The 21,933-nt window shown below is 56.5% G+C and carries 23 protein-coding genes; 12 read left to right on the plus strand and 11 right to left on the minus strand.

Translation table 11 applies throughout. From position 1 onward, the window contains the following. The 4 genes from trpCF (at nucleotide 1) to AFK65_RS11095 (ending at nucleotide 3,895) form a co-directional block, all read left to right on the plus strand. Nucleotides 1-1,359 (plus strand): bifunctional indole-3-glycerol-phosphate synthase TrpC/phosphoribosylanthranilate isomerase TrpF, encoded by a 1,359-nt coding sequence (gene trpCF, locus AFK65_RS11080; protein ID WP_038857028.1) that lies wholly within the window; start codon nucleotides 1-3, stop codon nucleotides 1,357-1,359. Nucleotides 1,360-1,371: 12 nt separating this feature from the next. After that, a complete protein-coding gene (gene trpB, locus AFK65_RS11085) occupies nucleotides 1,372-2,565 on the plus strand; it encodes a tryptophan synthase subunit beta (RefSeq protein ID WP_007698388.1) in 1,194 nt (397 codons plus the stop codon). Continuing rightward, on the plus strand, nucleotides 2,565-3,374 hold the full coding sequence (trpA, locus tag AFK65_RS11090; protein WP_038857026.1) for a tryptophan synthase subunit alpha: 810 nt from the start codon (nucleotides 2,565-2,567) through the stop codon (nucleotides 3,372-3,374). Before trpB ends, trpA begins: the two co-directional genes overlap by 1 nt. A 293-nt stretch (nucleotides 3,375-3,667) precedes the next feature. Further along, nucleotides 3,668-3,895 (plus strand): hypothetical protein, encoded by a 228-nt coding sequence (locus tag AFK65_RS11095; RefSeq protein WP_007698390.1) that lies wholly within the window; start codon nucleotides 3,668-3,670, stop codon nucleotides 3,893-3,895. A gap of 130 nt (nucleotides 3,896-4,025) precedes the next feature. Here the strand turns inward: AFK65_RS11095 and ompW are convergent, their stop codons facing one another. Continuing rightward, complete coding sequence (ompW, locus tag AFK65_RS11100) at nucleotides 4,026-4,658, minus strand: outer membrane protein OmpW (protein ID WP_007698394.1); 633 nt, start codon at nucleotides 4,656-4,658, stop codon at nucleotides 4,026-4,028. Nucleotides 4,659-4,940: 282 nt separating this feature from the next. Between ompW and AFK65_RS11105 the strand changes: the two genes are divergently transcribed. The 5 genes from AFK65_RS11105 (at nucleotide 4,941) to yciA (ending at nucleotide 9,694) form a co-directional block, all read left to right on the plus strand. Continuing rightward, nucleotides 4,941-5,348: a YkgJ family cysteine cluster protein gene (locus AFK65_RS11105; RefSeq protein ID WP_007698399.1), complete on the plus strand. Its 408-nt coding sequence runs from the start codon at nucleotides 4,941-4,943 to the stop codon at nucleotides 5,346-5,348. A gap of 24 nt (nucleotides 5,349-5,372) precedes the next feature. Beyond that, nucleotides 5,373-6,116 (plus strand): YciC family protein, encoded by a 744-nt coding sequence (locus tag AFK65_RS11110; protein WP_007698401.1) that lies wholly within the window; start codon nucleotides 5,373-5,375, stop codon nucleotides 6,114-6,116. A gap of 53 nt (nucleotides 6,117-6,169) precedes the next feature. Next, nucleotides 6,170-6,706: a septation protein A gene (locus tag AFK65_RS11115; protein ID WP_007698402.1), complete on the plus strand. Its 537-nt coding sequence runs from the start codon at nucleotides 6,170-6,172 to the stop codon at nucleotides 6,704-6,706. A 233-nt stretch (nucleotides 6,707-6,939) separates the two neighbouring features. Then, nucleotides 6,940-9,129: a TonB-dependent siderophore receptor gene (locus tag AFK65_RS11120; protein WP_007698404.1), complete on the plus strand. Its 2,190-nt coding sequence runs from the start codon at nucleotides 6,940-6,942 to the stop codon at nucleotides 9,127-9,129. 163 nt (nucleotides 9,130-9,292) lie between these two features. Next, nucleotides 9,293-9,694, plus strand: a complete 402-nt coding sequence (gene yciA, locus AFK65_RS11125) for an acyl-CoA thioester hydrolase YciA (protein ID WP_007698407.1) — start codon at nucleotides 9,293-9,295, stop codon at nucleotides 9,692-9,694. Nucleotides 9,695-9,743: 49 nt separating this feature from the next. Here yciA and tonB read toward each other — a convergent pair whose 3' ends face one another. Continuing rightward, nucleotides 9,744-10,478: a TonB system transport protein TonB gene (gene tonB, locus AFK65_RS11130; protein ID WP_032804663.1), complete on the minus strand. Its 735-nt coding sequence runs from the start codon at nucleotides 10,476-10,478 to the stop codon at nucleotides 9,744-9,746. A gap of 223 nt (nucleotides 10,479-10,701) precedes the next feature. On the opposite strand from tonB, the gene AFK65_RS11135 reads away from it, so the two are divergent. After that, on the plus strand, nucleotides 10,702-10,998 hold the full coding sequence (locus tag AFK65_RS11135; protein ID WP_007698412.1) for a YciI family protein: 297 nt from the start codon (nucleotides 10,702-10,704) through the stop codon (nucleotides 10,996-10,998). 84 nt (nucleotides 10,999-11,082) lie between these two features. On the opposite strand, the gene AFK65_RS11140 is transcribed toward AFK65_RS11135, so the two are convergent. After that, nucleotides 11,083-11,352, minus strand: a complete 270-nt coding sequence (locus tag AFK65_RS11140) for a hypothetical protein (protein ID WP_007698414.1) — start codon at nucleotides 11,350-11,352, stop codon at nucleotides 11,083-11,085. A 499-nt stretch (nucleotides 11,353-11,851) separates the two neighbouring features. Further along, the gene (locus tag AFK65_RS21055; RefSeq protein ID WP_100207185.1) at nucleotides 11,852-12,025 is read right to left on the minus strand and encodes a YciY family protein; all 174 of its coding nucleotides are present in this window, start codon (nucleotides 12,023-12,025) and stop codon (nucleotides 11,852-11,854) included. Between the two features lie 144 nt (nucleotides 12,026-12,169). Here AFK65_RS21055 and cls point away from each other — a divergent pair, with 144 nt between their 5' ends. Then, nucleotides 12,170-13,630, plus strand: coding sequence for a cardiolipin synthase (cls, locus tag AFK65_RS11145; RefSeq protein ID WP_007698419.1), 1,461 nt, complete (start codon nucleotides 12,170-12,172; stop codon nucleotides 13,628-13,630). A 34-nt stretch (nucleotides 13,631-13,664) separates the two neighbouring features. Beyond that, entirely contained in the window at nucleotides 13,665-13,994 is a 330-nt protein-coding gene (locus tag AFK65_RS11150; protein ID WP_004385008.1) for an HI1450 family dsDNA-mimic protein, read from the plus strand. A gap of 27 nt (nucleotides 13,995-14,021) precedes the next feature. Here AFK65_RS11150 and AFK65_RS11155 read toward each other — a convergent pair whose 3' ends face one another. From AFK65_RS11155 to AFK65_RS11190, 7 genes are all read right to left on the minus strand, one after another. Next, nucleotides 14,022-14,861, minus strand: coding sequence for an ion transporter (locus tag AFK65_RS11155; protein WP_038857163.1), 840 nt, complete (start codon nucleotides 14,859-14,861; stop codon nucleotides 14,022-14,024). A gap of 46 nt (nucleotides 14,862-14,907) precedes the next feature. Beyond that, entirely contained in the window at nucleotides 14,908-15,912 is a 1,005-nt protein-coding gene (oppF, locus tag AFK65_RS11160; RefSeq protein ID WP_007698422.1) for a murein tripeptide/oligopeptide ABC transporter ATP binding protein OppF, read from the minus strand. Next, a complete protein-coding gene (oppD, locus tag AFK65_RS11165; RefSeq protein WP_038857024.1) occupies nucleotides 15,909-16,922 on the minus strand; it encodes an ABC transporter ATP-binding protein in 1,014 nt (337 codons plus the stop codon). Before oppD ends, oppF begins: the two co-directional genes overlap by 4 nt. Before the next feature lie 11 nt (nucleotides 16,923-16,933). Beyond that, the gene (oppC, locus tag AFK65_RS11170; protein WP_004385004.1) at nucleotides 16,934-17,842 is read right to left on the minus strand and encodes an oligopeptide ABC transporter permease OppC; all 909 of its coding nucleotides are present in this window, start codon (nucleotides 17,840-17,842) and stop codon (nucleotides 16,934-16,936) included. Nucleotides 17,843-17,856: 14 nt separating this feature from the next. Next, nucleotides 17,857-18,777 carry an oligopeptide ABC transporter permease OppB gene (gene oppB / locus AFK65_RS11175; RefSeq protein ID WP_004385003.1) on the minus strand — a complete coding sequence of 307 codons (921 nt, stop codon included), beginning with the start codon at nucleotides 18,775-18,777 and terminating at the stop codon, nucleotides 17,857-17,859. An 83-nt stretch (nucleotides 18,778-18,860) separates the two neighbouring features. Continuing rightward, nucleotides 18,861-20,489, minus strand: a complete 1,629-nt coding sequence (gene oppA, locus AFK65_RS11180; RefSeq protein ID WP_007698428.1) for an oligopeptide ABC transporter substrate-binding protein OppA — start codon at nucleotides 20,487-20,489, stop codon at nucleotides 18,861-18,863. A 790-nt stretch (nucleotides 20,490-21,279) separates the two neighbouring features. After that, entirely contained in the window at nucleotides 21,280-21,918 is a 639-nt protein-coding gene (locus AFK65_RS11190) for a YchE family NAAT transporter (protein WP_032804668.1), read from the minus strand. Between the last annotated feature and the right edge of the window lie 15 nt (nucleotides 21,919-21,933).

Raw genomic sequence — 21,933 nt, forward strand, 5'->3', positions numbered from 1 at the left:
ATGGAAACCGTTTTAGCGAAAATCGTCGCGGATAAAGCGCTGTGGGTGGAAGCCCGCAAGGCACAACAGCCGCTGGCGAGCTTTCAGAATGATGTCGTGCCGAGCACGCGCCGCTTTTATGACGCGCTGCGTGGCGCCCGCACCGTTTTTATCCTGGAGTGCAAAAAGGCGTCGCCGTCCAAAGGCGTGATCCGCAGCGATTTCGACCCGGCGCGCATCGCAGGCGTGTACAAACACCACGCCTCGGCGATCTCGGTGCTGACCGATGAGAAATATTTCCAGGGCAGCTTCGATTTTCTGCCTATCGTCAGCGCTGTCGCCCACCAGCCGGTGCTGTGCAAAGACTTTATTATCGACCCGTACCAGATTTACCTGGCGCGCTTTTACCAGGCGGACGCCTGCCTGCTGATGCTCTCGGTGCTGGACGATGACCAGTACCGCCAGCTCGCGGCGGTGGCGCACAGTCTCGGCATGGGCGTGCTGACCGAAGTGAGCAATGAAGAGGAGCTGGAGCGCGCCCTGCGCCTTGAGGCGAAAGTGGTCGGCATTAATAACCGCGACCTGCGCGATCTCTCCATCGATTTGAACCGCACCCGCGAACTGGCGCCGCGTCTGGGTCACGGCGTGACGGTGATTAGCGAATCCGGCATTCATACTTACGGCCAGGTGCGCGAACTGAGCCGCTTCGCCAACGGCTTTCTGATTGGCTCCGCGCTGATGGAGCATGACGATTTGGAAACCGCGGTGCGTCAGGTGTTGCTTGGCGAAAATAAGGTCTGCGGCCTGACCCGCCCGGAGGACGCGCAGAGCGCCCTGCAGGCGGGCGCGGTCTTCGGCGGCCTGATTTTTGTCGGCTCGTCGCCGCGAGCCGTCACCGATGAACAGGCGCGTGCGGTAATTAACGCCGCCCCGCTGCGCTATGTCGGCGTCTTCCGTGACGCGCCGGTGGAGGATGTGGTCGCGAAAGCCAACGCCTTTTCCCTTGCCGCCGTCCAGTTGCACGGCGACGAAGACCAGACCTATATCAGCGCCCTGCGCGCCAGCCTGCCGGAAACGACCGCTATCTGGAAAGCGCAGAGCGTCAGCCATGTGTTGCCGCCGCGTAATCTGCAGTACGTAGATCGCTACGTGCTGGATAACGGCCAGGGCGGTAGCGGCCAGCGCTTCGACTGGTCACTGCTCGAAGGACAGACGCTGGACAACGTGATGCTGGCGGGCGGTCTCGGCGCGGATAATTGCGTGCAGGCCGCCCAGCTCGGCTGCGCGGGACTCGATTTTAACTCCGGGGTGGAGAGCGCGCCGGGCATCAAAGACAGCGACAAACTGGCGGCAGTATTCAGAACCCTGCGGGCTTACTAAAGGAAGGCAATAATGAGCACACTGTTAAACCCCTATTTTGGCGAATTTGGCGGCATGTATGTGCCGCAGATCCTGATGCCCGCCCTACGTCAGCTGGAAGAGGCGTTCGTCAGCGCCCAGAGCGACGCGGGATTTCAGGCGCAGTTTACCGACCTGCTGAAGAACTACGCCGGACGCCCGACGGCGCTGACCAAATGTCAGAACCTCACCGAAGGCACCCGCACCACGCTCTATCTCAAGCGTGAAGATCTGCTGCACGGCGGTGCGCATAAAACCAACCAGGTGTTAGGACAGGCGCTGCTTGCCAAACGCATGGGCAAAACCGAAATTATCGCCGAAACCGGCGCAGGCCAGCACGGCGTGGCGTCAGCGCTGGCGAGCGCCCTGCTCGGCCTGAAGTGCCGCATCTATATGGGCGCGAAAGATGTCGAGCGCCAGTCGCCAAACGTGTTCCGCATGAAGCTGATGGGCGCGGAAGTCATTCCGGTCTACAGCGGCTCGGCGACGCTGAAAGACGCCTGCAACGAGGCGCTTCGCGACTGGTCCGGCAGCTATGACCGCGCGCACTATATGCTCGGCACCGCCGCAGGCCCGCACCCGTTCCCGACTATCGTGCGTGAATTCCAGCGCATGATCGGCGAAGAGACGCGCGCGCAGATCATGGAAAAAGAAGGCCGTCTGCCGGATGCCGTGATCGCCTGCGTCGGCGGCGGCTCCAACGCCATCGGCATGTTCGCGGATTTCATTAACGAAACGAGCGTCGGCCTGATTGGCGTCGAGCCTGCCGGCCACGGCATCGAAACCGGCGAACATGGCGCGCCGCTCAAGCACGGCCGCGTGGGGATCTACTTCGGCATGAAGGCGCCGATGATGCAGACGGATGATGGCCAGATTGAAGAGTCTTACTCTATCTCCGCCGGTCTCGATTTCCCGTCCGTCGGGCCGCAGCATGCGTACCTGAACAGCACCGGGCGCGCGGAATATGTCTCGATTACCGATAACGAAGCGCTGGAAGCCTTTAAAACGCTCTGCCGTCAGGAAGGGATCATCCCGGCGCTGGAATCGTCCCACGCCCTCGCCCATGCGCTGAAAATGATGCGCGCGGACCCGGAGAAAGAGCAGTTGCTGGTCGTCAACCTGTCCGGGCGCGGCGATAAAGATATCTTCACCGTTCACGATATTTTCAAAGCACGAGGGGAAATGTAATGGAGCGTTATCAGCAGCTGTTTGACCGCCTGGCAGCCCGTAAGGAAGGCGCGTTTGTTCCCTTTGTGACGCTGGGCGACCCGTCGCCTGAGCAGTCGTTGCAGATTATCGACGCGCTGGTGGAAGGCGGCGCCGACGCGCTGGAGCTCGGCATTCCTTTCTCCGATCCGCTGGCGGATGGCCCGACGATTCAGAGCGCCACGCTGCGCGCGTTCGCTTCTGGCACCACGCCGGATCAGTGCTTTGAAATGCTGGCCGCGGTGCGCCAGAAATACCCGGATCTACCCATCGGGCTGTTAATGTACGCCAATCTGGTGTTCAGCCGCGGCGTGGATGAGTTCTATGCCCGCTGCGCCGCCGTGGGGGTCGATTCGGTGCTGGTGGCCGACGTGCCGGTGGAAGAATCCGCCCCGTTCCGCCAGGCGGCGATGCGCCACAATGTCGCGCCGATTTTCATCTGCCCGCCGAACGCCGATGACGATCTGCTGCGCCAGATTGCCTCTTACGGCCGTGGTTATACCTATTTGCTTTCACGCGCAGGCGTCACAGGGGCGGAAAACCGCGCCGCGCTGCCGCTGAACCATCTGATTGATAAGCTGACCGAATACCACGCCGCGCCGCCGTTGCAGGGTTTCGGGATCTCTGAGCCTGCACAGGTGAAAGCCGCCATTGAGGCTGGCGCCGCGGGCGCGATCTCCGGCTCGGCGATCGTGAAGATCATCGAGAACAACCTCAACGATCGCGCGGCGATGCTGGAGGCGCTGAAAACGTTTGTCCGCCAGCTGAAAGCCGCCAGTTTGCCGGCATAACCGCTTTCTTTCGAAAAAAAAAGCGCGAGCTCTCGCGCTTTTTATTTCCCTGAATATCAGGGACATCCCGTTTTTCATTCACAATTTCCCCGTCGAGTCCAGCATTACGATCGCGTTTTGAGCAAAATCTTAAGGCAGGCGTCGCATTCCTGACCAAAACTTATTCTCATGACAACGAAGCCCGGCCGCAATTGCAGGCCCGCCGGAAAGGAGACGGCAGGTTTCGGTGACAGAAAGCGTTGGAGCCACATACAGCGGCGCAGACGCCGCCCCGGAAGGATCGCCGGAGGAGGATGTGGCAACTGACTTCAGACCATAAACCGCGTGAAAACGTAACGCGCAATCGCAGCCAGAACGGTCTGGCTGGATTACGGGAAAGGGTGGAGGTGAAGATGATTAACCAGCATATGATGAATAAAGCTCGCCGCGCAGCACGCGAAGCGTTAACCAAACGAAACGCCCGCAAATGGGATGAAGCCAACCGCATTATGCGCCAGGCTGCCGCCAGCGCATTCAACTGAGGCGCGGAGCTTCAGGATGTTAAGTGCAGCAAGATGCGAGACGCCGGTTTTCCGCTTCACCCGGCAGCAATAAAAAAACCAACCCGTCGAGGTTGGTTTTTTTATTGCTGAGAAACGCGAGGGCGTTGCCTCAGAAACGGTAGCCCGCCGAGAACATAAAGACCCACGGGTCGAGACGCGTATCGATATTCTGCTGCTGGCCGCCTGCCTTGAATTTCACGGTGGTGTCGATATCCATGTACCAGACGGACATGTTAATCAGCCAGTCTTTATTCACCATGTAATCCAGACCCACCTGACCCGCCGCGCCCCAGGAGTCGTCAACGCTCAGATCGCTTAAGCCGCTTTTTTTACCGGTATCGTTGAAGTCTTCGTCAAAGAACGTGGTGTAGTTAATGCCCGCGCCAATATACGGGCGCACTTTGCTTTGCGAATCGCCGAAATACCACTGCGCCATTAAGGTGGGCGGCAGTTGATGCACCGTCGCGAGATCGCCCGTCGGGCCGAGGCCCACTTTATGACGGAACGGCGTTGCCGCCAGCAGTTCCACGCCGATATTGTCGGTCGCCATATAAGTAAAGGTCAGGCCGAGCTGAGTATTGTTGTTGACCTTAAAGCCGCCCATGCCCAGCACGTTATCAGAGCCTTCTGACGGACGTACGGTCGCCGTACCGGCGCGCATAAAGAACTCGCCCGCTTCATGCGCAGAGGCCATACCCGAAAAACAACCCGCTAATGCCAGCGCCACGATAAGTTTTTTCATTCCCGTTTCCCTTTTGTGGTTTTATTTGCCGGGTGAATATACTCACTACGAGTTAAGAAGTGATCCAACACAGATCACATTCGGGCCGCTAATTTAACATTCATTGATCTGAATTAATTTTTGCCACCCTTGCTGCTTCGATGAATTTGATTTCAGGTCAATTTTTCCCTTTTCACGGCTTAAAAATATATCTCTCGTCCCCTCTTGAAAGTCGTTCCTGCCGGGAATAATTTAGCTTCTTCACAATGTTGAAACGATGCGTTGTTTAGTTGCAGGTGAATGATGAGCGATCTGAACCCGTGCATGACGTGCGGAGCCTGTTGTGCTTATTTTCGTGTCTCTTTCTACTGGGCCGAAGCGGATGACGCGGGCGGCCTTGTCCCGGCGGCGCTTACCGAGCCGCTCACCCCTTTTCTGCGCTGCATGAGCGGCACCAACCAGAAGCAGAGCCGCTGCGTGGCGCTGGAAGGTACGCCTGGCGAGGCGGTGCGCTGTACGGTGTATGAAAACCGGCCGTCGCCCTGCCGTGAGTTCGCCATGTCTGGCGAGGGCGGCGTCATCAATGAGGCGTGCAATCGCGCCCGCGCCCGTTACGGCCTGCCGCCGCTTCCTGACAATTCCTTACCCGCCGCGCCGCTTTACAGCGCTGCCACTGCGCCATCATCCAGGGTACAATTGCCGGCGGAATAATATCTGCCAACCCAAGGAGAGTGCATGTCTATCACGGCAAAATCCGTTTACCGTGACACGGGTAATTTTTTCCGCAATCAGCTCGTAACCATCCTGCTGATTGCGCTGCTTTGCGCCTTTATTTCTATGATTCTCGGCCACGCCTTTACGCCTGACGCGGATCAGCTGGCGATTCTCAGCGAGGGCGACGCGCTGAGCAATAGCGCCAGCCTTTTCGAACTGGTGCAGAACATGACGCCGGAGCAGCAGCAGGTTCTGCTGAAAGCCTCAGCGGCGTCGACGTTCTCCGGCATGTTCGGCAATACCCTGCTGGTGGGCGGCGTGCTGCTGCTTATTCAGGCGGTCTCTGCCGGGCAGAACGTCAGCGCGCTGCGCGCTATCGGCGCCTCCGCCCCGTTGCTGCCGCGCCTGTTTATCCTTATCTTCCTGACCACTTTTCTGGTGCAGATGGGTATCCTGCTGGTTGTGGTGCCGGGCGTGATCCTCGCGATCCTGCTCTCTCTGGCGCCGGTGATGCTGGCGCAGGATAAAGCCGGGATTTTCGGCGCGATGCGTAACAGCATGCGTCTTGCGTGGCGCAATATGCGTCTGGTCGCGCCGGCGGTGCTGGTGTGGCTGCTGGCCCGCACCGCCCTGCTGCTGTTCGCGCCCGCGTTTGCCGCGCTGACGCCGCAAATCGGCGCGGTTGTCGCGGGAACGCTGAGCAACCTGCTGACCGCGCTGCTCCTCATTTATCTCTTCCGGTTGTATATGCTTATCCGGGAATAACCCTTTTTGCCCGCGGCGATGGTCGCTCGCGGGCCTTCTTACGGAACCGATGTATGAAGCAGTTACTCGATTTTTTGCCGCTGATCGTCTTTTTTGTCGTCTATAAATTGCATGACATTTTCTGGGCGACGGCGGCGCTGATCGTCGCCACCGCGCTCGCGGTGATCTATAGCTGGTACAAATACCGCAAGGTCGAAAAAATGACGCTGGTGACCTTTGTGCTGGTCGCAGTATTCGGCGGGCTGACTATCTATTTCCACAACGCGGAATTCATTAAGTGGAAGGTGACTATCATTTACGCGCTTTTTGCAGGCGCGCTGCTGATTGGCCAGTGGGTAATGAAAAAGCCGCTGATCCAGAGCATGCTGGGCAAAGAGATCACGCTGCCGCCGCACGCCTGGTCGCGCCTTAATATCGCCTGGGCGCTCTTTTTCATCTTCTGCGGTCTGCTGAATATTTACGTCGCGTTCTGGCTTCCGGAAGCGGTATGGATGAATTTCAAAGTGTTTGGCATCCCTGGCCTGACGCTGGTTTTCACCCTGCTGAGCGGTGTTTACATCTACCGCCATATGCCGCAGGAAGAGAAATAACCGCCCTTCCGCTTTGCTGAAAACAACGCCCCGTGGTTAACGCCCGGGGCGTTTTTTTTTGCGCTTTCGCCCCTTAATCCCTCCCCTTTTTTAAGCCAATACAGCCACCTGCGCAATGATGAAGCAATTGTGGAGAAATGATGGAGAATCCCGATCTCGTGTTGTAATGATAATTATTATCATTATCATGCGGGCAGGTGATTACATTTCTACACATAATGGAATAATTGATAATGTTTGAAAAAAAACATGGCATTCGCAGACCCCTTGCGCTGGCGGTAGCCTCTCTTCTCGGTAGCGGAGCTGGTGTGGCGCAGGCGGCGGAAATGAACGACGGCGACGTAATGGTGGTTCAGGCAACGGCCGAACAGGCGCTGAAACAGCAGCCCGGCGTCTCCATTATCACCGCTGATGACATCGAGAAAGACCCGCCTGTGAATGACCTTTCAGACATTATTCGTAAAATGCCCGGTGTAAACCTGACCGGCAACAGCGCCAGCGGCAGCCGCGGCAATAACCGCCAGATCGACATTCGCGGCATGGGCCCGGAAAACACCTTAATCCTGGTCGACGGCGTCCCGGTCAGCTCGCGCAATTCCGTACGCTATAGCTGGCGCGGCGAGCGCGACACGCGCGGCGATACCAACTGGGTGCCGGCGGAAATGGTCGAGCGAATCGAAGTGCTGCGCGGCCCGGCGGCGGCGCGTTACGGCAGCGGCGCGGCGGGCGGCGTGGTGAATATCATCACCAAACGCCCGACGAATGACTGGCACGGCTCACTGTCGCTTTTTACTAACCAGCCGGAAAACGACAAAGAAGGCGCGACACGCCGCGCGAATTTCAGCCTGAGCGGCCCGCTGGCGGGCGATGCGCTGACGATGCGCCTGTACGGCAATATCAATAAAACCGACGCCGACGATTACGATATCAATACCGCGCAGAACGGCTCTTACGCCGCCGGGCGCGAAGGCGTGCGCAACAAAGACATCAACAGCGTTATCTCCTGGAAAATCACCCCGGAGCAGATCCTGGATTTCGAATATGGCTACAGCCGCCAGGGCAATATTTATGCGGGCGACACGCAGAACAGCAACAGTAACGCCAGCCCCAACGGCCTTGTTCCGTCGCTTTACGGCCACGAAACCAACCGGATGTATCGCCAGAGCTACGGCATTACCCATAACGGCATCTGGGACTGGGGCCAGTCGAAAACCGGTTTTTATTACGAAAAAACCAACAATACCCGCCTTCAGGAGGGCACCACGGGCCGCGTCGAAGGCATGATCACCAACGAAAAATACAGCACCAGCCGTCTGGAAAATTATCGCGCCACCAGTGAAATCAACGTACCGCTGACGCTGCTGGTGGATCAAACGGTCACGCTCGGCGCCGAATGGGATCGCGAGGAGCTTAACGATCCGGCTTCCATGCAGGCCACCAATGCCAGTGGCACGACCATTGGCGACATCTCCGGCGACGCCGCCTCGCGCAGCAGTAAAAACAGCGCCACGACGGGCGCGGTCTGGTTCGAAGATAATATCGACCTGCTGCCCGGCACCGCGGTTATTCCGGGGCTGCGCTACGATCACCACAACCAGTTTGGCGGCAACTGGAGCCCGAGCCTGAACGTTTCTCAGGAGCTTGGCGACAACGTGAAGCTGAAAGCCGGTATCGCGCGCGCCTTTAAAGCGCCAAACCTGTATCAGTCGAGCAAAGGCTATCTGCTCTCCACGCGTGGCAACGGCTGCCCGATTGGCGTGAGCGGCAGCTGCTATCTGCTCGGCAATGACGATCTGAAGCCGGAAATCAGCATCAACAAAGAGGTGGGACTGGAATACACCAAAGACGGTTTTGACGCGGGCCTGACGTGGTTCCGTAACGACTACCGCAACAAAATCGTTTCCGGCGATCGCGTGGTGGGCATCGCCTCTAATGGCAACAATATTTTGCGCTGGGAAAACGGTGGTAAAGCCGTGGTCGAAGGGCTGGAAGGCAACCTGACGATTCCGGTGGTGAAAGACGCGCTAAACTGGCGCACCAACGCCACGTATATGATCAAGTCGGAGATGAAAAAGAACGGCAACCCGCTGTCGGTTATCCCGAAATATACCGTGAACACTATGCTCGACTGGCAGGTGACTGACAAGCTCTCCACCAACCTGAACTGGACCTTCTACGGTCGCCAGAAGCCGCGCCAGGCGGCGGAAATTCGTCTCGAAGACGGAGGCAATCTGTCCCGTAAAGAAGTCGGCGCGTATTCTATCGTCGGCGTGGGCGTTAACTATGCGCTGACGAAAGATCTGCGTCTTAACGGCGGCGTCAGCAACCTGTTCGATAAAACGCTGTATCGCGAAAACGAAGGCGCTTCCACCTACAACGAACCGGGCCGCGCCTACTACGCCGGTGTGACGATGTCATTCTGATAAGAGCCGGGGAGGTTCGCGCCTCCCCTTCCACCACAGCAAGATAACCCCGCTTTTCCCGTTTTTTCCAGCCTTCACCCACCCGCAACCGGTGTTATTATACCGTCGCTTCGCGCCCTTCAGGCCGCAGGCAATTCACTGATAACACTAGCTGAGAAGCCCCATGACGACAGAGCAAACCACTCCTCAAGGTGAACTGGTTTTACGTACCCTGGCGATGCCCGCCGATACCAACGCCAATGGCGATATTTTTGGCGGCTGGCTGATGGCCCAGATGGACATTGGCGGCGCGATCCTTGCCAAGGAGATAGCCCATGGCCGCGTGGTGACGGTACGCGTCGACGGTATGACGTTCCTGCGCCCGGTCGCGGTTGGCGATGTGGTGTGCTGTTACGCCCGTTGCGTGAAGCGCGGCAACACGTCGGTGACGATTAATATTGAAGTGTGGGTGAAAAAGGTCTCTTCCGAGCCGCTTGGCCAGCGCTACCGCGCGACCGAAGCGCTGTTCATCTATGTCGCGGTCGATGACGACGGCAAACCGCGCCCGCTTCCGCCGGTGGCGTGATGGCATAAAAAAGCCAGAGACAATGCTCTGGCTTTGTTCACATGCCGCGTTACTGCATGGTAGCGCCGCCATTGATGCGGAACACGATATTCACAATCAGTCCCGTGCTGGGCTTACCGGCTTCGTAGCGCCATTTGCGCATCGCCTGTTTCACTTCGCGCTCAAACATATTGGCGGGTTTAGCGGACAGGATCTGCACATTTTCCACGCTGCCGTCTGGTGCGACGTCAAATTTCACGCGAACCTGCCCTTCCATTCGCAGCGCATAAGCGCGCGCCGGGTATTGCGGCTGGTTGCGGCTTAACGCGCGCGGGCCGGCGGGCGCGACATTCGCGGGCGCGGCGGGTGCCGGGCGCGACGCGGTCGCGGTGGTGCGCGTCGGCGTATTATTCTCAAACGGCGACGCCGGGCGCGGCTCAGCCGGTTTCACTTCCCGCTTCGGCGCCTCTTCCACTTTTTTAACTGGCTTAGGTTTCGGCTTCGGTTTGGGTTTCGGCTTCGGTTTTTCGATAACGACCGGTGCTTCTTTCGGCGGCTCCGGTACAACCTCTGGTTCCGGCTCAGGCTCGGCGACAGGCGCCGGGGGCGGCTGTACGACTTCAGGCTTCGGCGGCTCCAGCGATTCAGGGGCGACCATCGTTACGGAAATCGGCTGCGATGGTGCAGGCATCTCAACCACCTGATTTGCCGAGGTATAAAGCACCGCCGCCGCCACAATGGCGCCGTGGATCGCGACGGAGAGCAGCGTCGGCCACGGAAAACGGCGAGGCATATCAAGGGTCATTGAAGTCATAGTCGTTTCACTGAATGAATGAGAGCTTAATTTTAAATGCAAATAGCAATCATATTCAACAACTCAGCCCGGTTCCGGGCGGTTTCTCTGGCGAACCGCTGAAAATTCCCGCCTTGATGTTAAGGATTTAACAGGCTGTTTAACTTTGCGTTGCACACCTGACAGCTTTCACCTACCGTTATTTACCTTGCCGTTTCATAAAAAGGAGTCCGACATGCTTTATGTCATCTACGCGGAAGATGTGGCTGATTCACTGGACAAGCGTCAGTCGGTGCGCCCTGCGCATCTGGCGCGTTTACAGCTGTTACGCGATGAAGGTCGTCTGCTGACCGCAGGGCCAATGCCTGCGGTTGACAGCAACGATCCGGGTGCGGCGGGATTCACCGGTTCAACGGTGATTGCGGAGTTCGCCTCGCTTGAAGAGGCGCAGGCCTGGGCTGAAGCAGACCCGTATATCGCCGCGGGCGTCTATAAAACCGTCGCGGTGAAGCCTTATAAAAAAGTATTCTGACCGCGGCCGACAGGCTGCGTAGTGCAAAGGGCATTCACCACAGGTGTGCCCTTTTTTTGCGCGGTCATTTTACCTTTCGCGGCGTTATTTGCCGCTCTGCACCAGGTGCAGCACCGTTGCCGGGGCAGGATTGCGCGTGCTATGGCCTTTATGGGACGTCACAAACTGACGTGCCGCCTCGCAGGCGGAGACGCTCTCAGGCAGGCGCTGGCTGACGGTCACGGCTTCTTTAGCAAAGCCGAAGATTCCACTCGTTAATGTTCTGTCTTCAATGGTTCTGGGTCGTGCGCCGCAGGCTCCCTTGCGTAACAAAAATTTATGGATTTCTGTCAGAAATTCCTCTTGCTTAGTCATAAACGCTCCAGCAGTCACGGATGAAATTTGCACCTGTAGGAATACAAGCTGTCGATGGAGATAATCTAACCTGGCCTGACCAGAAACAATCGCCGGAAATAACATTAAAAAGGCTTCATTTTACATAAGAGCAATTATCACCGGCGGGAATACACCATATATTACAATTTGTGAATTTATGTTAAGTTTAGAAAAGTATTTTAAGTTATTGATAGGAAAATGATTATTCCGTTTTCATCAGCATAATCCCAGACAGCCAATATTTAAATTGAGCTCACGCAGGCTGGCGATTTCTTATACCAGAATATTCCTAATTTTATTTAAACCCATTAGCGCGACGCGGGAAGTCGCTTCGCAAAATTTATCTTAACGACGGGAAGCGTAATGCGGCGAACAAAAGAGGATTTTGCCGTAATTCGGATGGCGGTACTGCGGGTGAACCAGGAGGCTGTCAGAAGGGATATTTCGGGGCACCGCGGGCGGTGCCCTTTCACTACGTTTAGCGATCGTGGATGGCGAACAGCAACGAATTGCGCTGACGATTCACAAGACATTTTCTGATAGCGTGAATTCGCATATTGCGTCGGGATTGTGCTTCCAGCCAGCGAGCTTTACGTCGTTGAGACTGTCGCTGCATACGCCAGCGCCCAACTTCGGTTCTACTACGCCTCATTTCTGATACTCTTGACTGAAACAGAACCGTCATTATAGCCCCTTCCCGCCCGCAGACCAGCCCTTTTCTGACAGGTTCTTATTGGAGCGCGACAGGGTTGTGCGTAAACTCTTAACGATACGCTTTTTAAAGGATTTTTAAACTATGACCACCTTCTACACGGTAGTGAGTTGGCTGATCATTCTGGGATACTGGCTACTCATCGCGGGCGTCACGCTGCGCATCCTGATGAAACGTCGCGCCGTCCCGTCCGCCATGGCCTGGCTGCTTGTCATTTATATTCTGCCGCTGGTAGGCATCGTCGCGTATTTGTCTGTCGGGGAACTGCACCTGGGTAAACGCCGCGCCGAGCGCGCCCGCGCCATGTGGCCGTCGACCGCGAAATGGCTTAGCGATCTTAAAGCCTGTAAACATATTTTCGCCGAAGAAAACAGCGCGGTGGCGAGCGCCCTGTTTCAGCTTTGCGAACGCCGTCAGGGCATCGCGGGCGTTAAGGGCAACCAGCTGCAACTGCTGACCTCCTCCGACGACGTAATGCAGGCGCTGATCCGCGATATCCAGCTCGCGCGCCATAATATCGAGATGGTCTTTTATATCTGGCAGCCCGGCGGAATGGCCGATCAGGTCGCCGAATCGCTGATGGCGGCGGCCCGGCGTGGCGTGCACTGCCGCCTGATGCTCGATTCCGCGGGCAGCGTCGCGTTCTTTCGCAGCCCCTGGGCCGGCATGATGCGTAACGCGGGTATCGAAGTCGTCGAAGCGCTGAAGGTTAACCTGATGCGTGTGTTCCTGCGCCGCATGGACCTGCGCCAGCACCGCAAAATGATCATGATCGACAACTATATTGCTTACACCGGCAGTATGAATATGGTCGACCCGCGCTACTTCAAGCAGGACGCGGGCGTCGGCCAGTGGGTGGATTTGATGGCGCGTATGGAAGGGCCGGTCGCCACCGCGATGGGCGTCGTCTACTCCTGCGACTGGGAGATTGAAACCGGCAAACGCCTGCTGCCGCCCCCGCCGGACGCCAATGTTATGCCGTTTGAGCAGGCCAGCGGGCACACTATCCATACCATCGCCTCCGGGCCTGGCTTCCCGGAAGACCTTATTCATCAGGCGCTGCTGACCTCGGTGTATGCGGCGCGTGAATATCTGATTATGACCACGCCCTACTTCGTGCCGAGCGACGACCTGCTGCACGCCATCTGTACGGCGGCGCAGCGCGGCGTGGACGTCAGTATTATTTTGCCACGTAAGAATGACTCCCTGCTGGTGGGCTGGGCGAGCCGCGCATTCTTCAGCGAGCTGCTGGCGGCGGGCGTGAAAATTTACCAGTTCGAAGGCGGACTGCTGCATACCAAAAGCGTGCTGGTCGATGGCGAGCTAAGCCTGGTCGGCACCGTCAATCTGGATATGCGCAGCCTGTGGCTTAACTTTGAAATTACGCTGGTTATCGACGACGCCGGTTTTGGCGCCGATCTGGCTGAAGTGCAGGATGATTATATCTCCCGTTCGCGCCTGCTGGATGCGCGCCTGTGGGTAAAACGTCCGTTCTGGCAGCGCGTGGTGGAGCGACTGTTTTACTTCTTCAGCCCGTTGCTGTAAAACGTGCCCAACATCATTTACTGGGGTAGTCACGATGGAAATGGATCTGAATAACCGCCTGACGGAAGACGAAACGCTCGAACAGGCTTACGATATTTTTCTGGAGCTGGCGGCGGACAATCTCGATCCGGCGGATATCATTCTGTTTAATTTACAGTTTGAAGAACGCGGCGGCGCGGAGCTGTTCGATCCGTCCGAAGAGTGGCTTTCGCATGTCGATTACGATCTGAACCCGGATTTCTTCTCGGAAGTCGTTATTGGCCTTGCGGAGAAAGACGGCGATGAAATTACCGACGTCTTCGCCCGCGTGCTGCTGTGCCGCGAAAAAGATCACAAGCTGTGCCACATTCTGTGGCGTGAGTAACCGCAACCGGCGCGGCTTTTCGCCGCGCTATGGCTTCCCGCCCGTCACCTTCACTCCGCACGCCTGACAATAATTCGCCTGCTTCTGATATTTCGCCCCGCAGGCCGGGCAGCGCCGCGCCTCTTTTTTCTCCGCCAGCGCGTTGGTCATCTGCGAGGTAATAATGCCGGTCGGAATGGCAATCACCGAATAGCCAATCAGAATGAGCAGCGAGGCCACCGCGCGGCCGCCTGCGGTATGCGGCGTAATATCGCCATATCCGACCGTCGTCACCGTCACCACCGCCCAGTAGACTGAGGTGCCAAGCGTATTAAAGCCGCTGGATGCCCCTTCAATGCCATACATCAGCGCGCCGGCAATGACCATGACAATAGAAATAAACGCGTAAAAGACAATGAGCTGATGGCGGGCGTTGACAATCGCCTGCCACAGCATGCTGGTCGATGACATCATGCGCAGCAGCTTCAGGATCCTTAGCACACGCACAGCGCGTAAGGCTCGCCAGATAAAGAGATAGTTAAGGCCCAGTTCCGGCCAGAGCCACAGCACATAGAGCGGCAACGTCGTCGCCAGATCGATAAGGCCCCAGAAGCTCAGCGCATAGCGCGCCGGATTCGGCCAGACCAGCAGGCGCAGCAGATATTCCACCGTAAAGACGCCCGTAATGCCTATCTCCAGCAGGACGAAGATATGCCATTCGTCATAAGAGAGATGATACTGCGTGCCGATGCCGGACTCGATAAAAACGACGATGACGCTGAAGAGCGCGAACAGCCCGCACAACGCTTCAAAGCGCCGGCCGCTGCGTTGATGCTGATCGAAAAGGAAATGGTAGGCGCGCTGACGATATTCGGTTATCCGTGACACGTTGTCCTCGCTAAAGAAAAGGGCTGGCACCTGCCAGCCCTTGCGATTATAACGGGTCCACCTTCAGGCAGGAAACCGCGTGGCGGAAACTGCCCTCCAGCACCGGCCGCGTCTGGGCGCATTCCGGCCCGGCCATCGGGCAGCGCGTGCGGAATACGCAGCCTGACGGCGGATTGATAGGCGACGGCAGCTCGCCTTCCAGCAGCTGAATGGTTTTGTTTTTTTCGAGATCCGGGTCCGGGATCGGCACCGCCGACATCAGCGCGCGGGTATAAGGGTGCAGCGGATGATGGTAAACCTCATCATAGGTGCCAAGCTCCACCGCGTGTCCCAGATACATCACCAGCACGCGATCGGAAATGTGCTTCACCACGGCGAGATCGTGGGCGATAAAAATCAGCGACAACCCCATCTCACGCTGCAGTTTCTGCAGCAGGTTCACCACCTGCGCCTGAATCGACACGTCGAGCGCGGAGACCGGTTCGTCGCAGATAATCAGCTTCGGCTCCAGGATCAGCGCGCGGGCGATGCCGATACGCTGGCACTGGCCGCCGGAAAATTCATGCGGGTATCGGTTAACCAGGTTCGGCAGCAGGCCCACTTTCATCATCATCGCTTTGACGCGATCGCGCACTTCCTGGCGCGGCATTTTCGGATGATAAGTACGCAGCGGCTCGGCGATGATATCGCCAATGGTCATACGCGGGTTGAGCGAGGCCAGCGGATCCTGAAAAATCATCTGGATGTCGCTGCGCACGTCGCGCCACTCTTCCTGCTTCATGCCCATCAGATCTTTGCCAAGCCACGCCACGCGGCCGCTGGTGGCTTTCACCAGGCCAATTATGGCGCGCGCGAAGGTGGATTTTCCGCAGCCGGATTCCCCCACCACGCCCAGCGTTTCGCCTTCATACAGACGCAGCGTCACGCCATCGACCGCTTTTAACGTTTTGGCCGGCTGCCAGAACCACTGCTTGCCATCTTTAATATCGAAATGCACCTTGAGATCGGCCACTTCGAGCAGAACTTTTCTCTCTTCAGCTACGGTGCTCATTTCAGCTCCTCCACCGGTTTAAAGCAGGCGCGCAGGCGGCCAGGGGCGAACGCTTCCAGCGGCGGCGTCGTGCTGCAGATTTCCATCGCGTGCGGGCAGCGCGGCTGGAACGGACAGCCTTTCGGCAGGCGCAGGAGGTTTGGCGGATTGCCAGGAATGGTGAGCAGAGATTCGCCTTCCGCATCGAGACGCGGGACAGCGTTAAGCAGACCGATAGAATACGGGTGCGCCGGATCGTAGAACACATCGCGCGCTGCGCCATATTCCATGGTGCGGCCCGCGTACATCACCAGCACTTTATTACAGATGCCCGCGACCACGCCGAGGTCGTGGGTGATCATAATAATAGCGGTGTTGAATTCACGCTTAAGCTCGTTCAGAAGCGTCATGATCTGCGCCTGGACGGTCACGTCGAGCGCGGTGGTCGGCTCATCGGCGATGAGCAGCTTAGGACGGCACAGCAGCGCCATCGCGATCATTACGCGCTGGCGCATACCGCCGGAGAATTCGTGCGGGTACATCCGCATGCGCTTGCGCGCTTCCGGCATTTTGACCGCGTCCAGCATCCGTACCGACTCTTCAAACGCTTCGGCTTTGCTCATGCTTTTATGCAGCATCAGCACTTCCATCAGTTGCTCGCCGACGCGCATATACGGGTTTAGCGAGGTCATCGGATCCTGGAAAATCATCGAAATCTGCTCGGCGCGCAGGCGGTTTAGCTCGCGCTCCGGCAGGTTGAGGATTTCACGACCGTTGAACTTCGCCGAACCGCCAATGCGGCCATTGGCGGCGAGTAAGCCCATCAGCGCGAACGCCGTCTGGGATTTGCCGGAGCCGGATTCGCCGACGATGCCGAGCGTTTCGCCGGCGCGCAGGCTGAAGTTCAGGTCGTTGACGGCGGTGACATCGCCGTCAGGCGTCGCGAAAGTGACGCGTAAATCTTTAACGTCAAGCAGCGTCGCTTGAGACGCCGCGGTCTGTTGCGGCGCAGAGAGTTCAATGGTGCTCATGGCGGCACTCCTTAACGATCTTTCGGGTCGAGGGCATCACGCAGGCCATCGCCGATAAAGTTAAAACAAAACAGGGTGACCACCAGGAAACCCGCCGGGAAGAGCAGCAGCCAGGGCGACACTTCCATGGAGTTGGCGCCATCGCTCAGCAGCGCGCCCCAGGAGCTGAGCGGCTCCTGCGTACCGAGGCCGAGGAAGCTTAAGAAGGATTCAAACAGGATCATGCTGGGCACCAGCAGCGAGGCGTAAACCACCACCACGCCCAGCACGTTCGGCACGATATGACGCACTACGATATTGGCCGTCGACACGCCGCCCACCTGAGCTGCTTCGATGAACTCTTTGCGTTTCAGGCTCAGCGTCTGGCCGCGCACGATACGCGCCATATCAAGCCATGAGACCATCCCGATAGCGACGAAAATCAGCAGGATGTTCTGACCGAAAAAGGTCACCAGCAGAATGACGAAGAACATGAACGGGAAGGAGTTAAGGATCTCCAGCAGACGCATCATCACCGAGTCCACTTTGCCGCCGAGATAGCCGGAAAGCGAACCGTAGAGCGTACCGACGATCACCGCCACCAGCGCCGCCGCAACGCCCACCATCAGCGAGATACGACCGCCGATAGCGACACGCACCAGCAGGTCGCGGCCTGAGGAGTCGGTGCCGAACCAGTGGCCCGATTCGGTATCGGGTGGCGCGGACATCATGCCCCAGTCGGTATCGAAATAGCTGAACTGCGACAGCATCGGCGCGAGGGTCACGAAGAGCGCGATCAGCGCCAGCACAATCAGGCTCGCCACCGCCGCGCGGTTATGCATAAAGCGACGGCGGGCGTCCTGCCACAGGCTACGTCCTTCTACTTCCAGTTTTTCACTGAAGTTTTCCAGCGCCTCGCTGTTTTTCTTACTCAACATCATGGCGTACTCCAGTGTCAGTAACGAATTTTCGGATCGATAACGGCATACAGCACATCGACGATCGCGTTAAACAGAATGGTCAGCGCGCCGACCAGAATCGTCAGGCTCAGCACCAGCGAGTAATCGCGGTTCAGCGCGCCGTTGACGAACAGCTGGCCTATGCCCGGCAGGCCATAGATGGTTTCGATAACCATCGAGCCGGTGATGATGCCGACAAACGCAGGCCCCATATAGGAGAGCACCGGCAGCAGCGCAGGCTTCAGCGCGTGACGCAGAATAATGCGGCGCATCGGCAGCCCTTTAGCGCGGGCGGTACGAATAAAGTTGGAGTGCAGCACTTCAATCATCGAACCGCGGGTGATACGCGCGATACTGGCGATATACGCCAGCGACAGCGCGACCATCGGCAGGATCATGAATTTCAGCGCCCCGCCGTTCCAGCCGCCGCCCGGCAGCCAGTGCAGCGTGATCGCGAAGATCATCACCAGCAGCGGCGCGACCACGAAACTCGGTATGACCACGCCGGTCATCGCCACCCCCATGACGGCGAAATCCCACTTCGTATTTTGCTTGAGCGCGGCCATAACCCCCGCCGCCACGCCTAAAATAACGGCCAGCAAAAACGCCGCGGCGCCTAATTTTGCGGAAACCGGAAAGCTGGAAGCCACCAGATCGTTAACCGAATAGTCCTTATATTTAAAGGACGGACCGAAATCACCTTTCGCCAGCTGCTTCAGATAATTGAAGTACTGGGTCATGATGGGGTCGTTAAGATGATATTTCGCCTCGATATTCGCCATGACTTCCGGCGGCAGATTACGTTCGCCGGTAAAAGGACTGCCCGGCGCGAGACGCATCATAAAGAAGGAGATAGTAATCAGAATAAACAGCGTCGGAATCGCTTCCAGACAGCGACGTAAAATAAATTTCAACATTGCCCGTACCTTCTGGCGTGTGCCTTTGACTCACGGAAAAATAAGACACAGTGGGGCAGAAGATCCTGCCCCACGAATTGCCATTAATGTTTGATAATATACAGGTTTTTAACGTAGACATTATCCAGCGGGTCTTTACCGGTGTAACCACCGACCCACGGTTTCACCAGGCGGGCGTTCACGTAGTAATAAACCGGAACGATGACGGAATCTTTATCCAGCTGCTGCTCCGCTTTATTGTAGAGCTCGCTGCGCTGGCTTTCGTCGCTTACCTGCAGCGTCTCCTGCATCACTTTATCGAACGCGTCGCTCTTATAATGCGAGGTGTTGTTTGAGCTGTTGGACAGCATGGTGTTCAGGAAGGACGTCGGTTCGTTGTAATCCGCACACCAGCCCGCACGCGCCACGTCAAAGTTGCCCTGATGACGGGTATCCAGGAAGGTTTTCCACTCCTGGTTTTCCAGCTTCACGTTCACGCCCAGGTTTTTCTTCCAGATGGACGCGGCCGCGATGGCCAGTTTTTTATGCAGATCGGAGGTGTTGTACAGCAGATCGAACGTCAGCGGCTTGTCAGCGGTATAGCCCGCTTCAGCCAGCAGTTTTTTCGCTTCGGCGTTACGCTGTTCCTGGGTCATCTTGAACCAGGCCGGTTCGGTGAATTTCGCGCCATCGGTATACGGCGGGGTGTAACCATAGGCCGGGAGGTCGCCCTGATTTTTCACCTTATGTACGATGATATCGCGATCCAGACCCAGCTTCAGCGCGGTACGGACGCGCGGATCGTTAAACGGCGCTTTCTGGTTGTTGATTTCGTAGTAGTAGGTGCACAGGTACGGGTCGACGTGCACTTCTTTCGGAATCTCTTTTTTCAGCTTCTGGAACAGTTCAATCGGCATGTTGTTATAAGTCATGTCGATTTCGCCGCTGCGGTAGCGGTTAACATCCGTCACTTCAGAAGAGATAGGCAGATAAGTCACTTCATTGATAACGGTTTTCGCGTTATCCCAGTAGTTGGCGTTGCGCTCAAGCACGATGCGCTCGTTCACCACCCAGGATTTCAGTTTGTACGCGCCGTTGGAAACGATGTTGGCCGGCTGGGTCCATTTCTCGCCAAATTTCTCAACGACGGCTTTCGGCACCGGAGACATGGAGGAGTGAACCAGCAACTTGTAGAAATACGGGACCGGCTCGCTCAGGGTGACTTCAAGCGTGTGGTCGTCGATCGCTTTTACACCAAGATCGGTGGCTGGTTTTTTACCGGCGATGATGTCGTCGATATTGGTAATATGGCCGTACTGCAGATAGCTTTCATACGGAGAAGCGGTTTTCGGATCGGCCAGGCGCTGCCAGCTGTAAACGAAATCCTGCGCCGTGACCGGCTCGCCGTTGGACCATTTCGCGTCTTTACGCAGATGGAAGGTCCAGACTTTAAAATCTTTATTTTCCCACTTTTCGGCAACGCCCGCGCTCGGGTGGCCTTCTACGTCCGTGACCAGCAGACCTTCAAAGAGGTCGCGGTTGATGTTGGACTCCGGCACGCCTTCAATTTTATGCGGGTCAAGCGACTGTACTTCCGAACCGTTGTTGCGCACCAGCGTCTGTTTCTCCGCCAGTTGCACACCCGCAGGAATAGTCGCAGCCATTGCGTTACCCGCGATTAGCGCAGAAAGGATCCCCGCTGCTACCAGACTTTTTTTTGTGATGATGGACATTGTGTTGGTACTCCACTCATTATTATTACTGACGAAAGTCAGCCCGTTCTCCCCTGATGGGGACCTGTGCAGCGCAGGAGCTTTCGCGTCTGCCAGGTGGTTTTCTTTTTTACAGCTTGCTATCACCGACTTTATTTATCACGGCCGCTCTCTGGCAGCCTGTCGTCGATTCTTTACTGCCCTTCCCTGTTTTAAGGACAGTTTCTTTGCGCGCTACCTGTCGAAGGAAAGCGCTTTCATACGAAAATCATTCTCGTCTGCTGATAATTCGCAGGCAAATGTTTTGCCGGAAAGTATCAAATGCGTGAATTGTGCGCCAATACAATTTACAAATTTGTTAACCGCTTCTCTTTTGTCGCGAAAGAAGTCGCACCGCCAACCCGGCAAAAAAGCGCGAAAGCTTTGCTTTTCTTTTTACCAATCAGCCAGTTAACCTGATTTCGCGCTAAAGATGTGCCGTGTCACTTCGCTCACAGCGCCTCACAACATAAAATTAACAATTGAACAAAAATTAGCACATTTATCTGTGGTGGCGATGAATTTACTAATATCATTTCGTTAAACCCGCATCAATACTCAAAGTATCATGTGATAAAAATAACAGACTGATTGCTTTATTTATGAACGCAGAGGATGTCACTGACACTGTAATTCATTGTTTTAATAATGCTTTGCCAGATATCAGATAAAGTTATGAAGAAAAAAGAGGAATGTAGGGCGTTATAGGAAATGCTAATAATAAAAGAAAAAAGCGAAGCTTCCGCTCCGCTTATACAGGGAAAGAAAACGACTAACTTACCAGACCCGGAAAGAGCGCTTTAATACCTGTCACAATAAATTCAATACCCAGCGCCATCAGCAACAGGCCCATGATACGGGTAATGACGTTGATGCCGGTCTGCCCGAGCAGACGAACCAGCCACGGCGCGAGGCGAAACACGCCCCAGCAACACGCGGCGAAAAGCGCAATCGCAACCGTAAAGCCCAGCATATATTGCCAGCTATGAAAACGGGTGCCCCAGACAATGGTCGAACTGATGGCCCCCGGCCCCGCCATCAGAGGCAGCGCCAGCGGCACCACGCCGATGCTTTCGCGAATCGCGGTTTCTGATTTCTCCTGCTTATTCTGTTTATCCTCGCCAAGTTTCCCGCTGATCATCGACATCGCGATAGTAACGACCAGAATGCCGCCCGCGATTCGGAAAGAGTCAATCGAGATGCCGAAAATCTGCAGAATGGCGTCGCCGAGAAACAGCGATGTCCAGAGAATGATGGCGACGGAAAGGTTGGCCGTCAGATTGGTTTTATTGCGCGCCGCCGCCGTCTGGTAGCTGGTCATACTGATAAAGACAGGAATGATGCCCACCGGGTTTACCAGCGCGAACAGGCCAATAAAGAATTTAAAAAACGTAGGCAAATCAAACAGCATCGAATTCAAGGTTAG

The organism is Cronobacter universalis NCTC 9529, from assembly GCF_001277175.1.
In the GTDB taxonomy this organism is placed as follows: Bacteria; Pseudomonadota; Gammaproteobacteria; order Enterobacterales; family Enterobacteriaceae; genus Cronobacter; species Cronobacter universalis.

Coding starts and splice junctions, on each gene's coding strand:
- AFK65_RS11110 (WP_007698401.1), top strand. CDS start 5,373: ATGTCTATCACGGCAAAATCCGTTTACCGTGACACGGGTAATTTTTTC.
- AFK65_RS11140 (WP_007698414.1), bottom strand. CDS start 11,352: ATGACTAAGCAAGAGGAATTTCTGACAGAAATCCATAAATTTTTGTTA.
- trpB (WP_007698388.1), top strand. CDS start 1,372: ATGAGCACACTGTTAAACCCCTATTTTGGCGAATTTGGCGGCATGTAT.
- oppF (WP_007698422.1), bottom strand. CDS start 15,912: ATGAGCACCGTAGCTGAAGAGAGAAAAGTTCTGCTCGAAGTGGCCGAT.
- AFK65_RS11120 (WP_007698404.1), top strand. CDS start 6,940: ATGTTTGAAAAAAAACATGGCATTCGCAGACCCCTTGCGCTGGCGGTA.
- oppC (WP_004385004.1), bottom strand. CDS start 17,842: ATGATGTTGAGTAAGAAAAACAGCGAGGCGCTGGAAAACTTCAGTGAA.
- AFK65_RS11115 (WP_007698402.1), top strand. CDS start 6,170: ATGAAGCAGTTACTCGATTTTTTGCCGCTGATCGTCTTTTTTGTCGTC.
- ompW (WP_007698394.1), bottom strand. CDS start 4,658: ATGAAAAAACTTATCGTGGCGCTGGCATTAGCGGGTTGTTTTTCGGGT.
- AFK65_RS11105 (WP_007698399.1), top strand. CDS start 4,941: ATGAGCGATCTGAACCCGTGCATGACGTGCGGAGCCTGTTGTGCTTAT.
- AFK65_RS21055 (WP_100207185.1), bottom strand. CDS start 12,025: ATGAGGCGTAGTAGAACCGAAGTTGGGCGCTGGCGTATGCAGCGACAG.
- tonB (WP_032804663.1), bottom strand. CDS start 10,478: ATGACCCTTGATATGCCTCGCCGTTTTCCGTGGCCGACGCTGCTCTCC.
- trpA (WP_038857026.1), top strand. CDS start 2,565: ATGGAGCGTTATCAGCAGCTGTTTGACCGCCTGGCAGCCCGTAAGGAA.
- AFK65_RS11190 (WP_032804668.1), bottom strand. CDS start 21,918: ATGCTGTTTGATTTGCCTACGTTTTTTAAATTCTTTATTGGCCTGTTC.
- oppD (WP_038857024.1), bottom strand. CDS start 16,922: ATGAGCACCATTGAACTCTCTGCGCCGCAACAGACCGCGGCGTCTCAA.
- yciA (WP_007698407.1), top strand. CDS start 9,293: ATGACGACAGAGCAAACCACTCCTCAAGGTGAACTGGTTTTACGTACC.
- AFK65_RS11150 (WP_004385008.1), top strand. CDS start 13,665: ATGGAAATGGATCTGAATAACCGCCTGACGGAAGACGAAACGCTCGAA.
- AFK65_RS11135 (WP_007698412.1), top strand. CDS start 10,702: ATGCTTTATGTCATCTACGCGGAAGATGTGGCTGATTCACTGGACAAG.
- oppB (WP_004385003.1), bottom strand. CDS start 18,777: ATGTTGAAATTTATTTTACGTCGCTGTCTGGAAGCGATTCCGACGCTG.
- trpCF (WP_038857028.1), top strand. CDS start 1: ATGGAAACCGTTTTAGCGAAAATCGTCGCGGATAAAGCGCTGTGGGTG.
- AFK65_RS11095 (WP_007698390.1), top strand. CDS start 3,668: ATGTGGCAACTGACTTCAGACCATAAACCGCGTGAAAACGTAACGCGC.
- cls (WP_007698419.1), top strand. CDS start 12,170: ATGACCACCTTCTACACGGTAGTGAGTTGGCTGATCATTCTGGGATAC.
- oppA (WP_007698428.1), bottom strand. CDS start 20,489: ATGTCCATCATCACAAAAAAAAGTCTGGTAGCAGCGGGGATCCTTTCT.